The 15,716-nt window shown below is 65.1% G+C and carries 15 protein-coding genes; 11 read left to right on the top strand and 4 right to left on the bottom strand.

Annotated elements, in window-relative coordinates; genetic code table 11:
* Nucleotides 1-79 precede the first annotated feature (79 nt).
* Nucleotides 80-1,099: a LysM peptidoglycan-binding domain-containing protein gene (locus tag ACTGJ9_RS07115; protein ID WP_456676489.1), complete on the bottom strand. Its 1,020-nt coding sequence runs from the start codon at nt 1,097-1,099 to the stop codon at nt 80-82.
* 133 nt (nt 1,100-1,232) lie between these two features.
* Here ACTGJ9_RS07115 and ACTGJ9_RS07110 point away from each other — a divergent pair, with 133 nt between their 5' ends.
* From ACTGJ9_RS07110 to ACTGJ9_RS07090, 5 genes are all read left to right on the top strand, one after another.
* Complete coding sequence (locus tag ACTGJ9_RS07110; RefSeq protein ID WP_456676488.1) at nt 1,233-1,466, top strand: hypothetical protein; 234 nt, start codon at nt 1,233-1,235, stop codon at nt 1,464-1,466.
* Nucleotides 1,467-1,594: 128 nt separating this feature from the next.
* A complete protein-coding gene (locus ACTGJ9_RS07105; RefSeq protein ID WP_456676487.1) occupies nt 1,595-4,258 on the top strand; it encodes a bifunctional diguanylate cyclase/phosphodiesterase in 2,664 nt (887 codons plus the stop codon).
* 197 nt (nt 4,259-4,455) lie between these two features.
* The gene (locus ACTGJ9_RS07100) at nt 4,456-4,809 is read left to right on the top strand and encodes a hypothetical protein (protein ID WP_456678463.1); all 354 of its coding nucleotides are present in this window, start codon (nt 4,456-4,458) and stop codon (nt 4,807-4,809) included.
* 49 nt (nt 4,810-4,858) lie between these two features.
* Nucleotides 4,859-5,119 (top strand): hypothetical protein, encoded by a 261-nt coding sequence (locus tag ACTGJ9_RS07095; protein WP_456676486.1) that lies wholly within the window; start codon nt 4,859-4,861, stop codon nt 5,117-5,119.
* Nucleotides 5,120-5,217: 98 nt separating this feature from the next.
* Complete coding sequence (locus tag ACTGJ9_RS07090; protein WP_456676485.1) at nt 5,218-6,915, top strand: GMC family oxidoreductase; 1,698 nt, start codon at nt 5,218-5,220, stop codon at nt 6,913-6,915.
* A 197-nt stretch (nt 6,916-7,112) separates the two neighbouring features.
* Here ACTGJ9_RS07090 and ACTGJ9_RS07085 read toward each other — a convergent pair whose 3' ends face one another.
* Nucleotides 7,113-7,235: a hypothetical protein gene (locus tag ACTGJ9_RS07085; protein ID WP_456676484.1), complete on the bottom strand. Its 123-nt coding sequence runs from the start codon at nt 7,233-7,235 to the stop codon at nt 7,113-7,115.
* Between the two features lie 111 nt (nt 7,236-7,346).
* Nucleotides 7,347-7,538 (bottom strand): hypothetical protein, encoded by a 192-nt coding sequence (locus tag ACTGJ9_RS07080; RefSeq protein ID WP_456676483.1) that lies wholly within the window; start codon nt 7,536-7,538, stop codon nt 7,347-7,349.
* A 98-nt stretch (nt 7,539-7,636) separates the two neighbouring features.
* On the opposite strand from ACTGJ9_RS07080, the gene ACTGJ9_RS07075 reads away from it, so the two are divergent.
* The 3 genes from ACTGJ9_RS07075 (at nt 7,637) to ACTGJ9_RS07065 (ending at nt 10,145) form a co-directional block, all read left to right on the top strand.
* Complete coding sequence (locus ACTGJ9_RS07075; protein WP_456676482.1) at nt 7,637-7,810, top strand: hypothetical protein; 174 nt, start codon at nt 7,637-7,639, stop codon at nt 7,808-7,810.
* Nucleotides 7,811-7,927: 117 nt separating this feature from the next.
* Nucleotides 7,928-9,070, top strand: coding sequence for a lactonase family protein (locus tag ACTGJ9_RS07070; protein ID WP_456676481.1), 1,143 nt, complete (start codon nt 7,928-7,930; stop codon nt 9,068-9,070).
* Between the two features lie 184 nt (nt 9,071-9,254).
* Nucleotides 9,255-10,145: an efflux RND transporter periplasmic adaptor subunit gene (locus tag ACTGJ9_RS07065; RefSeq protein WP_456676480.1), complete on the top strand. Its 891-nt coding sequence runs from the start codon at nt 9,255-9,257 to the stop codon at nt 10,143-10,145.
* A gap of 163 nt (nt 10,146-10,308) precedes the next feature.
* On the opposite strand, the gene ACTGJ9_RS07060 is transcribed toward ACTGJ9_RS07065, so the two are convergent.
* On the bottom strand, nt 10,309-11,160 hold the full coding sequence (locus ACTGJ9_RS07060) for a caspase family protein (protein ID WP_456676479.1): 852 nt from the start codon (nt 11,158-11,160) through the stop codon (nt 10,309-10,311).
* Between the two features lie 407 nt (nt 11,161-11,567).
* On the opposite strand from ACTGJ9_RS07060, the gene ACTGJ9_RS07055 reads away from it, so the two are divergent.
* The 3 genes from ACTGJ9_RS07055 (at nt 11,568) to ACTGJ9_RS07045 (ending at nt 15,601) form a co-directional block, all read left to right on the top strand.
* The gene (locus ACTGJ9_RS07055) at nt 11,568-13,295 is read left to right on the top strand and encodes a hypothetical protein (RefSeq protein ID WP_456676478.1); all 1,728 of its coding nucleotides are present in this window, start codon (nt 11,568-11,570) and stop codon (nt 13,293-13,295) included.
* 286 nt (nt 13,296-13,581) lie between these two features.
* Nucleotides 13,582-14,307, top strand: a complete 726-nt coding sequence (locus ACTGJ9_RS07050) for a thermonuclease family protein (protein WP_456678462.1) — start codon at nt 13,582-13,584, stop codon at nt 14,305-14,307.
* A gap of 106 nt (nt 14,308-14,413) precedes the next feature.
* The gene (locus tag ACTGJ9_RS07045) at nt 14,414-15,601 is read left to right on the top strand and encodes a pyridoxal-phosphate-dependent aminotransferase family protein (protein WP_456676477.1); all 1,188 of its coding nucleotides are present in this window, start codon (nt 14,414-14,416) and stop codon (nt 15,599-15,601) included.
* The last annotated feature ends 115 nt before the right edge of the window (nt 15,602-15,716 follow it).

Genomic DNA, 15,716 nt, shown 5'->3' with positions numbered 1-15,716 from the left:
TCGACAGACAAGGGTCGCGGAGAGGCCCCTCACCCCGCCCTCTCCCCGTAAGAACGGGGCGAGGGAGAAGAACGAGCACTCACTGCGGCTTTTGCGGCAGCACGACGGTCTGGCCGGGGTAGATCAGATTGGGATTGTGGATTTTCTGGCGGTTGGCGTTGAAGATCACCGCGTAACGGTTGCCGTCACCATAGGCGAGACGGCTCAGCGCCCACAGGCTGTCGCCGCGGGAAACCACCCGGCTGCCGCCGGCCTCCGCCGTTGCCGTGTTGAGGACGTCTGCGGGCGACGCGGACGCGACCGCGTTACCCGCCGGCACCCTCGCCATGGCCTTTGGCTTGGGAGGGCCCATCATGCGCGGCCGAGCCGCGGACCGGTCCGAAGCCAAGGCGAGATGCGGCGCCGGCAGGGACGCGACGACGTCGGATTTGTCGTTTTCAGCCGGCTTCGCTGCAGTCGCCACGCGCGCTGGCGGCGGCGCGGCGTCGGCGATCGTCACCGGCATGGTGCGGCTGGACTGCATGACGGAGCCGTCGGGCGCCTTGGCGCGCAGCGTCAGCTCATAGCTGCCGGCGGGAAGCTTGGGTGGGGTCATCACGAACTGGCCCGACGCATCAGCCACCACACTGTCGAGCGGCTGGCCGTCACGCATCAACTCGACCTTCGAACCCGGCGCGGCCCGGCCCGCGATCACCGCGGCCTCGCCATGATCATCGACCCGTGCGACGTCGAAACGGGGACCGGTATCCGTAGCTGAAGGCTGCGGCTTGGCCGGCGCGATATCGGCCAGCGCCGCAACCTGCCTCTCGGTTTCGGCCAGCGCCCCCGGCTTCGCGGTGTCCGATGGTGCCGGCGAGGCGGACGGCGTGGGTGGTGCAAGCGCGGCGAGTTTCGGTTCTTGCGGCTTCGGCTCTGTCCTGGATTCGGCTTTCACCTCAGGCTTGACCTCGGGCTCGACATCGGGCTTGGCGACGACCGCGACCTCGGTGCCCGCCCCGCCCGGCAGCAGACGGCGCAGCTCGGTCGGGCCGATCACCAGAACGGTGCCGACCACCGCGAGCAGACAGAATGCCATGAAGGCCTTGGATGCGGTGATCATCAGTCCTCAAACCTTAATCGAAATCTTTTAATCGAAACCCTGGGTCGCAAATCGGCTTGCGCAAATTGCGCCGATTTGGCTGCGGCAGCAAGACGGTCAATGGGATGAACCGAGGTATTCCCGCCGGCGTCAAATGAGCGAGGCCGCACTGCGGCATTTTTTTGAGGATTTTTCCCGTGACCACATTTTGCCGCGCGGCCCCATGGCTGGCGCTTGCTTTGACGCTCGCCGTCGCTCCCGCACTTGCCGCCTCCGGCCCGTTGCCAGTGGAAATGCCGCCATGACCTCAAGACCCGGCAAGTTCGACATGCCGGCGATGTTCGCCAAAGGCAAGGTGGAAGCCCTGAACTGGGAGATCAAGCGGTGAACGCGCCATGGTCTGGTGCGCGAGCGGAACCAACTGCCTGATTCCGCTCCGATTCACATTTCACTAACCCTCACTGGTAACGGGGTCTTGGCGGTTTTGCGGCATCCTGCATCCCACGGGAGGACTGGATGGGCGCATCAATTCGATGGACCGCGCGACTGCGCGCGCTGCTTCGCCAATGGCGGGGCGCGCCGCTGACATGGCTGATCGTCGGCGGCTTCGTGCTGATGGCGGCCATGGCCATCGGCACCGGGCTCACCGTCGACCGCTTCCGCCAGAACGCCATCGCGAGCGGCCGGGACAGCCTGGAAAGCAATGTCCGCCTGCTCGCTCGCCATTTCGACCGTGAGTTCGAAGACTTTGCGGTGCTGCAGAAGAGCGTTATCGCGGAACTCGAAAGCCACGGCATCGAGTCCGCCGATATGTTCCGCAGCGAGATGGCGACGCTCGCCGTGCACGAGGTGCTGCGCACCAAGGCCAGCGGCTGGTCCGACGTCGCCGGCGCCAACGTGTTCGATGCCAATGGCGTGCTGATCAACTCCTCGAAGCGCTGGCCGGTCGCCGACGTCTCGGTGTCCGATCGCGGCTATTTCAACCGGCTCAAGAACGATCCGGCGTCGCAAGAAGAAATCGAGGTCGTGCCCGGCCGGTTCGGCAAAGGTCCGGCGATCGTGTTCGCGCGGCGCGTGTCGGGCCCGCACGGTGAATTCCTTGGCGTGGTGACGCGGGCGATTACGCCGGAGCAGCTCGAGTCCTTCTTCGCATCGACCGGGCTCGGCGAGGAATCCTCGATCGCGATGCACCACCAGAACGGCCAGCTGCTCGCGCGCGTTCCGCATGTCGACGCCATGATCGGGCAGAACTACCGCACCGGCTCGCCGGAGCAGATGGCCGTGTTCGAGCGCAGTTTCGTCACCACGGAGCTCGCCAGCCCGATCGACGGCAAGGATCGCATCGTCGCCTCGCGCATGCTGACCGGCGAGCCGCTGGTCGTGGTCGCCACCAAATCGCTGGACGCGACGCTCGCCACCTGGCGCACGCAAACCAAGTTCTTCGTCACCGTCGCCGTGCTGTCGATCGGCCTGCTCGTGCTCACGCTGCTCCTGATCTTCCGCCAGGTGACGAACCGCGTCTCGCTGGAGAAGCAGCGGCTCGATACCGCGATGAACACGATGACGCAGGGCTTGCTCATGTTCGACCAGGACGAGCGGCTCATCGTCTGCAACCGCCGCTACATCGACATGTACGGGCTCTCGACCGCGTTGGTGAAACCCGGGGTCCATTTCCGCGACGTGATCCAGCATCGCGCCGACACCGGCTCGTTCGAAGGCGACGTCGATTCCTATTGCGACGACATCCTGAACAATGTCGGGCGCATGCAGAGCAACATCGTCGAGACCTCCGACGGCCGGCTGATCGAAATCAAGAACCAGCCCGGCGCCGCCGGCGGCTGGCTCGCCACGCATGACGATGTCACCGAACGCATCCGCGCCGACGAGCGCATCGCGCATATGGCGCATTACGACGCGCTGACCGACCTGCCCAACCGCGTGCTGATGCGCGGCCATCTGGAGCGGCGCGTGGCGGAGCTCCGCCAGGGCAAGCCGTTTGCGATCCTCTATATCGACGTCGACGAGTTCAAGGGCGTCAACGATTCGCTCGGCCACGAGGTCGGCGACGAATTGCTGCGCCAGGTCGCCAACCGCCTGCGCGCCTGCGTCAGCGGCAACGATCTCGTCGCACGCCTCGGCGGCGACGAATTCGCCATCGTCAAGGCCGGGACCTGCGACCAGGCCGGGCTGACCGCGCTCGCCGAACGGATCCTGACGTCGCTGCGCATGCCGGTGGATTGCAAGGGCCAGGAGATCGCGACCGACGCCAGCATCGGCATCGCGATCGCGCCCGACCACGGCGACAATCTCGACGATCTGCTCAAGCGCGCCGATCTCGCAATGTACGCCGCGAAATCCGAGGGCCGCGGCACCTTCCGCATCTTCGTGCCCGAATACGACGCCAAGGCCAGGCTGCGCCGCCAGCTCGAGCTCGATTTGCGCCAGGCGCTCGGCCGCGGCGAGTTCGAGGTGCATTACCAGCCGCTGGTCGATCTTGCGGCCAATGTCGTCACCGGCTGCGAGGCGCTGCTGCGCTGGCATCATCCGGAGCGCGGCATGGTCTCGCCCGCCGACTTCATTCCGGTCGCGGAAGATACCGGCCTGATCGGCGAGATCGGCGAATGGGTGCTGAAGCAGGCCTGCACCGAGGCCGCCTCGTGGCCCGGCGACATCCACATCGCGGTCAACGTCTCGCCGGTGCAGTTCCGATCCAAGACGCTGGCGCTGAAGGTTGCCGCAGCGCTCGCCGAGTCAGGCCTCGCGCCGGGACGGCTCGAGCTCGAGATCACAGAAACCGTGCTGATCCGCGACGACGAGGAAGCGCTCACGGTTCTCCAGCAGCTCCGCGAGCTCGGCGTGCGCATCGCACTCGACGATTTCGGCACCGGCTATTCGTCGCTGAGCTATCTGCACCGCTTCCCGTTCGACAAGATCAAGATCGACCGCAGCTTCATCAGCGACATCGGCGAGCCCGAGGATTCCTCGCCGATCGTGCAGGCCGTGGTGCACATGGCCGCCGCCCGCCACATGGCGACGACGGCCGAAGGCGTCGAGACCGAAGCCCAGCGCGAGGTGCTGCGGCAGCTCGGCTGCAGCCAGATGCAGGGCTGGCTGTTCAGCCCGGCGGTGCCGGCGGCGAAGCTGAAGCAATTGCTGTCGAAGCAGGCCGCCGCGGCCTGACCTCAGTTCCGTCGCCCGCAATGATCCGTCCGCGGCCTCCCCGAAAATAGGATCAAACGCCCCGGCTCGCGGTTATGGCCGTGCTGCGGTGGCTGGAGCCCCGGCCGCCGGCAGTCGGCCAGCCGCATCGCGCGCATCGCGGACGCTTGCGTCTCGCGCTCTGCGGGCGTGCGCAGATCGAGCGAGGCGACATGGCAATGTTGTTTTTGCGAATGTTTCTTGTTGCTGCGGCGATCGCCCTGACCGGAGCGCCGGCGGGGGCGCGCGATGACGGGCGCTACGCGAACTCTCCACTCAAGGGCTGGTTCGAGAGCCTGCACAGCAAGGGCGGCGGACCCTGCTGCGCGGACGCCGATGGCACCGCGCTCGACGACGTCGATTGGGACACAAGCAACGGACATTACCGGGTCAGGATCCAGGGTGAGTGGATCCAGGTGCCTGACGACACCGTGATCACCGAGCCGAACCGGATCGGCCGCACCATCGTCTGGCCTTATTATGTCAACGGTCGCGCCATGATCCGCTGCTTCATGCCGGGAAGCATGACCTGAGGTCGCAAGCCGACCTTGCATTCGCGCAACCGTTTCATATCTCATCGGCATGATGAAGCTCACACTCGTCCAGGACCAGGCCATACAGGCGCTGATGGCGGGCGCCGTTGGCGCCGAGACGTTCGATCGCCTGTTTGCAGGCATCCGTTTCGACAAGCTCGACGGCACCATGCTCTACGCCTTCGCCAAGGACGAGGAGAACGCGTCCGACATCGAGGACGGCTATTCGATTTATATCGCCGCGGTCGCAGCGCGGGTGCTGAAGCGGCAGGTCGACGTCGTCGTCGTGATGCCGAAGGTTCTGCAATAGGGCGCGCCGACAGCGCTCGCGGACCGGCCGACGATGGCGTGACCTCGCGATGAATCCACGCTACCCTCTTGGAACAAGAACAAGAGGAAACGCCAATCGTGTACGACTATATTATCGTGGGCGGCGGCTCGGCGGGGTCCGTGCTGGCCCACCGGCTCTCCGCCAGGAGCGCCAACAAGGTCCTGCTGTGCGAAGCCGGACAGGACACCCCACCCGGCAACGAGCCGGCCGAAATCAGGGACAGCTATCCGGGCACGGCTTATTTCGATCCACGCTTCCACTGGACGGAATTGAAGGTCACGACCCAGGTCGTCAGCCACAACAATCCGAACGAAGCGCGCCCGCCTTTGCGCAAATACGAGCAGGCGCGCGTGCTCGGCGGCGGCTCCTCCATCAACGGCCAGATGGCCAACCGCGGCGCGCCGACCGATTACGACGAATGGGACGCGCGCGGCGCCGCGGGCTGGACCTGGAACGACGTGCTGCCCTTCTTCAAGAAGGTCGAGCGCGACCTCGATTTCGACGGTCCGTACCATGGCAAGGACGGCCGAATTCCCGTACGCAGGATACCACGCGAGCACTGGACCCGCCATTCCCAGGCCTTCGCCGACGCCTTCCAGCAGGCCGGCCATCAGTATTTGCCCGACCAGAACGGCGAGTTCGTCGACGGCTATTTCCCGGTGACGCATTCCAACCAGGCCGAGCAACGCGTCTCGGCCGCGATGGGCTATCTCGATCGCGACACCCGCAAGCGCGCAAATTTGGCGATCTCCACCAACACGCAGGTGAGAGAGCTGCTGTTCGAAGGCACGCAATGCGTCGGCGTGAAGGCGGTCATCGACGGACGCGAGCAGGAATTCCGGGGACGCGAGATCATTCTTTCCAGCGGCGCGATCCATTCGCCGGCGCATCTGTTGCGCGCCGGCATCGGCCCGGTCGGCCACCTCAAGGATATGGGCATTCCGGTCCTGATGGGGCTCGCAGGCGTCGGCCAGCGCCTGATGGATCATCCTTCGATCTCGCTGTCGTCCTTCGTCCGCCGCAGCGCCCGCATGAACGCGCATACCAGGCGGCACATGCAACTCGGCCTGCGTTATTCGTCGGGGCTGCCGGGCGTGCCGAAGGGCGACATGTTCGTCGTCCTGCTCAGCAAGTCGGCCTGGCACGCGGTCGGCGCGCAGATCGGCTCGGCGCTGACCTTCGTCAACAAGACCTATTCCGAGACCGGACAGGTCAAGCTTGCCTCGCGCGATCCCTCCACTGAGCCGATCGTCGAGTTCAATCTGCTGTCCGACCGGCGCGACCTCGAGCGCCTGATGAGCGGCTTCCGCAAGATGGCGGCCATTCAGATGAGCGATGCCGTGAAGGCGGTGACCGACAAGCCGTTCCCGGCCGCCTATACAGACAAGGTCCGCAAGATCGGCGTGGTCAACACCAGGAACAGAATCTTGACTGCGATCGCCGCGACCCTGATGGATGGACCCGCGGCGCTGCGCCACTATCTGATCGACAATTTCGTGGTCGAAGGTTTTACTTTTGATGACGTGATCAACGACGATGAGGCACTGGAAGCCTTCGTGCGCAAGGCCACCATCGGCGTCTGGCACGCCTCGTGCTCATGTCGCATGGGCCGGGCCGACGATCCCATGGCAGTGGTCGATGCCCAAGGCCGCGTCAAAGGCATTCAGGGCCTGCGCGTCGTCGACGCCTCGATCTTCCCGGTGGTGCCGTGCGCCAACACCAATTTTCCGGTGCTGATGTCGGCGGAGAAGATCGCAGCCGCGATGATGCAGTGATGCGGTGTGGCTTCGTAGGGTGAGCAAAGGCGCGCGCTCTTCGCGCGCAGTGCCCACCATGCATCTGCTTTCGTAGGGAGAATGGTGGGCACGCTGCGCTTTGCCCACCTTTGCGCTACGCCGCCCGGAGATCGCCGACGAAACGGTCGATATCGCGCTTCAGATCGTCCGACAGGCGCGCCAGCATCTCGCGAGGCTCATTTCACCCGTCTTGCGGGATGGATCTCGACCAACTCGGCGTCCGGATGCGTGACAATGGTCGTAAACATGATGCCGCTGATGATGAGCGACCAGGCGGTGTCCCAATAAATCCAAAACACTTCCAGCCTCCGTTTTAGGCGCCCTCCGCGAGTTCGAAATAACGGCGGGCCGAGGCTGCCGTTCCCCGAAGATCGCATGACCCCTGCGGCTCGAGCAGGAGCGGACGAAGCTTAGCGCTTTCCGGGGTTGGTCGGCGAGACCTTGCGATTGGTTTGACTGCTCTGACCGGTGTGGCGCTTTGCCACGACGTCTTCATCCCGCGAACCCTGGCGCGGACGCGGCGGCGGCTTGGGCTGGCCGGACTGGCCGCCGTGCTTGCCGCCCATGTCGGGCTCGCCTTCGAGGTCGTTTTCGCGGGGCATGCCGGGTTAATGCGCTCACCCGGCAATGGTTCGGCATTTGCCCCGGCGTTGTCCGGCTGTGAACGAGTTCATAGGGGCGTCGCGGTTTGCAGTGCACGATGGCCGAACCTTCGACCGACGGATTTGGCCTGATGCGCAGACAACTGGTTTCCCGGACCATCCTGACCGCGGCCCTGCTGGCGATTGCCGTGTGGACGGTGCTCGGGCCGCCCGACCATCCGGCCGGCCCGCATCTGCCCTCACGCGACCTGACTGCGTCGGTGCGCCAGTAACCGCAACGATACCATTTCGGCATCGATCGATCCCCATTGGAATTTGGTGCAACGGAACCCCAGCCGCTATCCTCCGTGGCAAAACCACAAGCCACACCGGCTCAAGGAGGACGGCCCATGATCAACCCGACACGCCCCGCATCCCGCGTGGCGATCGCCACCACGCTCTTCACCGCTCTTGTCACCACTCTTGCCCTCGTTTCCGGAGTCCGTGCCGGCATGGCCGAAACCTTTGCCTATGTCGGCAATGCCGACAGCAACGACATCAGCGTGTTCAAGCTCGCGGAGAGCGGCGAGATGACACCGGTGCAGACGGCCGCCTTTACCGGCGTCGAAAAGCCGGGATCCTCGACGCCACTCGCGATCACGCCCGATCACCGCGTGCTGATCGCAGGCGTCCGCTCGCAGCCGTTCCTCGCGGTGAGCTTTGCGATCGACCAAAAGACCGGCCAGCTCAGCCATATCGGCAACGGGCCGCTCGCCGACAGCATGGCCAACATCGCCACCGATCGCGGCGGCAAGATGCTGTTCAGCGCCTCCTATGGCGGCAACAAGGTCGCGCTGAATCCGCTTTCTGCCAACGGCGTCGTCAGCGAGCCGAAGCAGGTGATCCCGACCGGCCTGAACGCGCACGCCTTCCTGCCCTCGCCCGACAACCGTTTTGTGTTCGCGACCAATCTCGGTTCGGACCAGGTGTTGAGCTTTGCGTTCGATGCCGCCGCGGGCACGCTGACGCCGAGCGATCCGCCATCACTCAAGACGCCGGAGAAATCCGGGCCGCGGCACTTCGTGTTTCACCCCAACGGCAAGTTCGTCTATCTCATCCACGAGCTGAACGGCGACGTTGCTGCCTACAGCTATGAAGCCAAGAGCGGCGCATGGAGCGAGATCCAGCGCACCACGGCGCTGCCGGAAGGTTTCAACGGCAAGGACTCTGGTCAAAAGCCCTGGGCCGCCGACATCCACATCACCCCGGACGGCCGCTTCCTCTACGCCTCCGAGCGCACCAGCAACACGCTCACCGCCTACAAGGTCGACGCCACCAGCGGCAAGCTGACCACGATCGGCAGCGTGCCGACCGAGAAACAGCCGCGCGGCTTCAATATCGATCCGACCGGCCGCTACCTCGCCGCGGTCGGCGAGCTGTCCGACGGCATGAGTGTCTACACCATCGACCAGACCAGCGGCGCACTCAGCAAGCTGAAATCCTACGCCACCGGTAAGAAGCCGAACTGGGTGGAGTTCTTGACGCTGAAGTGAGGCTGAGCCTCTTACCCTCCTCTGGAGGGTAAGAGCGGCGAACCTCTTCGCTTGTGCAGCGACTAAATCAACGGGCGGCATCGCGCCGTCTGCGCTGCGGCATTTCTCATCCGGTCAGCCCATGGCCCGCCGCAATCGCATCTGCTATCGACTGATAGCCTTCTCATGGCCAACTGGAATGACTATGCGTTCATTGCCTGCGCGTTCCTTTTCGCAGATCTTCGTTGCCCTCGCCGGACTGGTGCTGGTCTCCGCCCAGCCCGTGCTCGCTGCCGATGACGACCCGCCCAAGGGGCCGGCGGTCACCGTGCTGAAGGCCGCAAAATCCTGCTTCTCCGACATCGTCGAGGCCACGGGCTCGATCGTCGCACGCGAGGAGACCTCGGTGCGGCCCGAGCGTCCTGGGCTCAAGGTGACCGAGGTGCTGGCCGAAGCCGGCGAGACCACGACGGCCGGCCAGGTGCTGGCACGGCTGGCGTTGCCCGAAGGCGGCACGCTGCAGGTCACCGCCCCCGTCGCCGGAATCATCGCCACTTCGACCGCGCAGATCGGCAATCTCGCCTCGGCCAAGGGCGAGGCGCTGTTCACGATCGTGGCGCGCAGCGAATATGATCTCGTCGGCCTGGTCGCGACCAACGATGTCAGGAAGCTCGCGGTCAATCAGCCGGCCACCGTGCGCATTGCCGGCGCCGGCGATATCGAGGGCAAGGTGCGCCGCATCGGCCCGACCGTCGAGCCGAACATCCAGCAGGGCATGGTCTATATCGGCATCGCCTCGCAGAAGCGGCTGCTGCTCAATGCGAGCGGCCGCGCGCTGATCAAGACCGGGCAGAGCTGCAACGTGGCGGTGCCGCTGACGTCGGTGCAATATTCATCCGCCGGCACCGTGGTGCAGGTGATCCGCCGCAATCGCGTCGAGACCAAGCGGGTCGAGACCGGATTGATGTCGGGCGGCAATATCGAGATCCGCGACGGCCTCAACGAGGGCGATATCGTCGTCGCCCGTGCCGGCGCGCTGCTACGCGAAGGCGATCCCGTGCGCCCGGTGATGGCGAGCGCGGGCGCGGCGAAGTAGAGATGCTCGTGTCCCGGACGCGCTGCAGCGTGCAACGCTGCTGCGCAGAGCCGGGACCCACAATGCCGTTCAGCCTGAGGCCAAAAACTGGGCCCCGGCTCAGCGTCGCATCATTACATGATGCGCCGCGTCCGGGGCACGAGACATTGCCGAATGAGAAAAACTAACCGCCGGCTTCGTTGAACTGCACGTCCTCGAGCAGCGAGGACGAAACCGTCGGGACCTGGTCGCCTTCGGAGGCGCGAGAAATTGCGACGCGGGTCTTGTTGAAGACGCTTTCGGCGCTGCTACCTTGCGCATCGAGATTGTTGAGGAGCTCGCTGACCAGCGTGCTGTGATCGCCCTTGCCGTCGTCGACGACCTTGCCGGGCGAGGCCGAGGAGAGGATCAGCGCATTATCGGGCGTGCCGATCGGCGCGAGACCATGCGAATAGGAGCGGAAGCGGCGCTCATAGGGATTGCGGCGGGACGCATCGACCACGACGAGCTTGGCCTTGGCGCCCTGCTCCTTCATCATCTCGAGCACGCCCTCGATCGAGACGCCCTGGCGGCGAACGTCGCTCTCTTTCCAGATCACGGCATCGACCGGCAGCATGTAGCTCTCGCGGCCGGCCTGCACGCCGTAGCCGCCGAAGAACAGCATGACAACGGTGTCGTGCTTGATGCGGGACTTGAGGCGGTTGACGGCGCGGACCATGTCGTCCTTGCTGGCGTCTTCCACCATATCAACGTCAAAACCGTTCTTGCGCAGCGACGAGGACAGCGCGCGCGCGTCGTTGATCGACTGCGTCAGCGGCGCGGTCGCATCGGGATAATGACCATTGCCGATGACCAGCGCGAGACGCGAGCTCTGGCCCAGCGTGCCCGTGACCTGGTCGGTCGCGACGGCCTTGGCGGCGTCGAGCGCGCGCATGTTGAGGGCAGCATGGGCGCCGATCGCCAGCGACACCGTGCCGATGAGGGCTGCGGCGAGGGCAATCGAACGTCGGGAAATTGCGAGCTGCCTTACATTCATCTCGGTTCATTCCTGTCAGTGCCAAAGACCGGCCAAGCGCGCGCACACTGCTTGAGTAGCGCGATGGCGGCTTTAGGTTTGAGGGATTGGCCGGGGATATGTCCCCGAATTGCGCGCAATTTGCGGCACCGCACCAAACAAACTCTTAACCGGATATCGCCGGCCCCGCAATAGACCACCCAACACTTGAAATAAACCCCTGAATTTGTTGGTAATTACCCTATGCGGATCTCCGCTTTTTCCGCCCCCGTAGCCTTCCGGGGTTCAATCATGCGGCCCCCGCACCGGGTTTTTCCGTGACATTCATCACATTTGTATTTCCTGCGAATCCGGGTAGCTTTTTCAAAGACTTGCGGGGGCAGATCATCGACCTGGCCCCGCGAAGTCCCCCCGCGACCAGGTATTTCATGAGCTTTCATTATTTTGCAGGTGCCGCGTGCCGGGTGCTGACGGCGCGGAAAGACGGCCCTTCCCTTTATGACGCCTGCGATCCCGTATTGTCGGGCCAAGCCAGCGGCGATCCGCATCTGGCGAAATTCTACAAAACCGCGCTCGGCAACCCCGCACTGCGGGTGCTGCTGCGCCGCGCCGGCCTGAGCGAGTTGCGTGACGACGCCAAGTTGAGCCGGCTGCGCGAGGCCCTGGTCCGCGCCCGCGACGATGCCGAACCCGACTGGGCGGCGGTCGGCCAACCCATCGCCGATCTTGTCGACACCATCGCGCTCGACCATCCAAAACCGCCGCCGGTCAATTTCGTCGGCGCGATGCCGGCACAATCGCAGATCGACGGCGTGCTGCGCGATTGCGCGCAGCATCTGCTCGGCTCGTACCGCAACAACGGTTTCCTGCCGACCTATGCCGCCTTCAACTTGATCGGCGATCCCGACTTCCGCGGCCGCGAGTTGATCATGGCGCTCACCGGGCTGAACGCGCGCGGCTACAAGAATTCATCGCTGCTGTTCAATCTCGCCCGCGTCTTCATCGCGCGCTCGCCCGCGCGCGCCGTGGTCAATCCGCCCTGGCGCGGGATTGCCGAGCCGATGTGGGAGCCGGTGCAGATCCGCCACCGCTCGGCCTACTACGACGCGTTCTTCATCGAAGCGTTGCTCAGCTATGTCGAGACCGGTCTCGCCTCGCCGACCGACGCGATCGCGGCGAAGCGCGCCATCGCCGACATGGTCGATTTCTGCGTCAATATCAGCCGCGAAGAGGTTCGGGGTAGCGACGGCTCGCGCTTCGACGTCATCACCGCACTGGCGCCGGCACCGCATCCGCGCTTTTCGCGCTATTTCGCCCAGATCAAGCAGGACCTCGGCTTCGGCGTCTATGTGCCCGATTGCGACACCACGGCGTGCTCGATTTCCGCGGCGACGCAGGCCGGCTGCACCGATCCGATCATCGACCAGCCGCTGCTGGATTTCTACGCGGGCTATCAGGTGCATGCGGGTGTCAACGAGCCGCGCGTGACGGTGCCGCTCAACGACAACATCGACTACGAAGGCGGCGTTGCGACCTGGATCGACAATCTCAAGGGCGAGCGGCCCTACGGCAACGATCTCGATCCGACGCTCAATCTCGACATTCTCGAGGTGAGCTTTCGCAACCTGGCACGCTGGAAGATTTTGCAGACGCCGGCGCGGCTTGCGACCGTTCATCGCATCATCGGTTTCCAGAAACGGCTGGCGGCGAGCGGTGCCTTCGCCAATCCGCGCTCGCACATCTATTACCTGCCGGAGCTCTACAGCGCATATTTCGGCCGCTGCTATGCCGCGTTCCTAGCGCTGCCGCTGCCGGCCCAGGCCGCCATCGATCCCGACGGCGATCTCGATTTCATCCGCGCCCGCGTGCTCTCCTATGTCCAGGGCGAGCTGATGGCCGCCGAGATGAACGTGTTCGACGCGGCGCTGGCGCTGATCGCGCTCGGCCATCTCGGCGCCGATCCGCGCGCGTTCGCGCCGGCTCTGAACGTGATCGTCGATGCCATGGGCGAAGGCGGCCGCCGCGGCCCGTTCCGCGCCTATGAATGGAACAAGATGAAGACCCCGACACGGATTTTGGTCGGCGGCCCGGAGGTGACGTCGGCATTTGTGCTGATGGGGCTGACGGTGGCGAGGCGGCGAATGGTGGGGCGGTGAGACGCACTCCATCCGTGCCTCGGACGCGGCGCAGCGCCTCTTCGGCGTGCGCTGCAGATCCGGGGCCCACGACACCGAAAGGCTCCTCCGCGATTTTCTGGATCCCGGCTCTGCGGAGCGGCGTTGCACGCCGTGCCGCGTCCGGGACACGAGGACTGTTGATCAATGACGGGAAGTTGAAAGCCTCTCGGCTAAGCATTTGCTGGCCGAGCAGCCCAAAGCCGACCACAATTGCGCAGCTTATCGAGGTGTTCCCAAGACAATGCGGACGACAATGCGGACCGGCATGTTGCGAAAACTCCTGATTGCGCTGTCTCCGCTCACGCTCCCGTCGCTGGCGCAGGCGGCCGACATCACCGGTACAGCCAAGATCCACGATGGCGATTCCGTCGTGATCGGTAGCACGCGGATCCGGCTCGGCGGCATCGACGCGCCGTCGGCCGACCAGCTCTGCCTCAACAACAAGTCCGAGCGCTGGACTTGCGGCGCGGCAGCGCGCGACGAGCTTGCCAAATACAGCGACGGCAAGAACTGGGTCTGCCATGCCCGCTCGATCGACCGGCGCGGCCGCACCGTGGCGCGCTGCGAGGTCGGCGGCGAGGACATCCAGAAATGGCTGGTGCGCAGCGGCTGGGCGCTGGCCTACGCCCGCGTCTCCCACGATTACGATGCGGATGAGGCTGCCGCGCGCGAGGCCAAGGCCGGCATGTGGCAGGGCGCCTTCATCGCGCCCTGGGACTGGCGCGTGCGCAACAAGAAGACGACGATCCTGGGCGCCACCAAGCCGCCCGAAGGCGCCCATGCGGTGTTGCTCGCCTCGGCCTCGGGGCCGGTCGCGCCCTCGCCGGACTGCACCATCAAGGGCAATGTCAACACCGCCGGCGAGTGCATCTACCACACCCCGACCAGCCGCTGGTACGCCCAGATCAAGATGAAGATCAGCAAGGGCACCCGCTGGTTCTGCTCGGTCGAAGAGGCCGAGGCCGCCGGCTGCCGCGAGACGAAGCGATAACCCAGCTCAGACCTGCATTTTACGCGCTTTTCTCAGGCCGCGCCGCCGCGTAGAAGTGTGAATCAGCGACCCACCAGACAGTCTTCACGACACAAGGAAGATAGCAATGACCGTTCGCGCGGGCCGGGAATTTCTGGCCATCCCCGGGCCCACCACGATGCCCGATGCGGTGCTGCAGGCGATGCATCGTCCGGCGATCGACATCTACTCCAAGGAGATGCTCGAGCTCACTGAAAGCCTGCTCGGCGACCTGTCGAATCTGTTCGCGACCAAGGGCAAGTCCTACATCTACATCGCCAATGGCCACGGCGCCTGGGAAGCCGCGCTGAGCAACGTGCTGTCGCGCGGCGACAAGGTGCTGGTGCTGGAGAGCGGACGCTTTGCGATCGGCTGGGGCAATGCGGCAGCGCTGATGGGCGCCGAGGTCGAGGTGCTCAAGGGCGACTGGCGCCGTGCAGTGCGGCCGCACGAGGTCGAGGAGCGGCTGCGCCGCGACACCGAGCACAAGATCAAGGCCGTCGTCGTCGTCCAGATCGATACGGCCTCAGGCGTGCAGAACGACATCGAGGCGATCGGCAAGGCGATCAAGGCGGCCGGCCATCCCGCGCTGTACATGGTCGACACCGTCGCCTCGCTCGGCTGCATGCCGTTCGAGATGGACAAATGGGGCGTCGACGTCGCGATGTCCGGCTCGCAAAAGGGGCTGATGACGCCGCCCGGCCTCGGCTTCGTCGCGGCCAGCGCACGCGCGCAGGACGCGCACAGACGCGCCAACATGGCGACGCCCTATTGGAGCTGGAGCGAGCGCGAGGGCACCGAGAACTATCGCAAATATGCCGGCACCGCGCCGGTGCATCTGTTGTTCGCGCTGCGCCAGGCGATCGACCTTATTCACGAGGAAGGCCTGGAGAACGCGTTCCGCCGCCACGCCCTGCTCGGCGAAGCCGCGCGTCGCGCGGTCGGCGCATGGACGGAGGGCCAGGCGCTCGGCTTCAACGTCGCCGAACCGCATGAGCGCTCCAACACCGTGACCACGGTGACCATGACCACCGGCCACGATCCCGCAGTGCTGCAGCGCTATTGCAAGGAGAAGTGCGGCGTCGTGCTCGGCACCGGCATCGGCGACCTCTCGGGACAAGCTTTCCGCATCGCCCATATGGGCCACGTCAATGCGCCGATGCTGCTCGGCACGCTCGGGGTCATCGAGGTCGGCCTCAATGCCCTGAAGATCCCGCACGGCAAGGGCGGACTCGAGGCGGCGGTGGCGTATCTCGGCGAACAGGTGGCGGTGTAAGCTTCTTCGCCTTTCCCCGCGTGCGGGGAGAGGCCGGAATGGGCGCGCTTCCGCGCGCATTCCGGGTGAGGGGGACTCTCCGCAAGTCCAATTCTCACCGTTCCCGCGGAGACTC

Origin of the sequence: Bradyrhizobium sp. RDM12 (assembly GCF_051917485.1) — a bacterium.
Lineage (GTDB): Bacteria > Pseudomonadota > Alphaproteobacteria > Rhizobiales > Xanthobacteraceae > Bradyrhizobium.
This window is presented reverse-complemented; position numbering and strand designations above follow the sequence as displayed.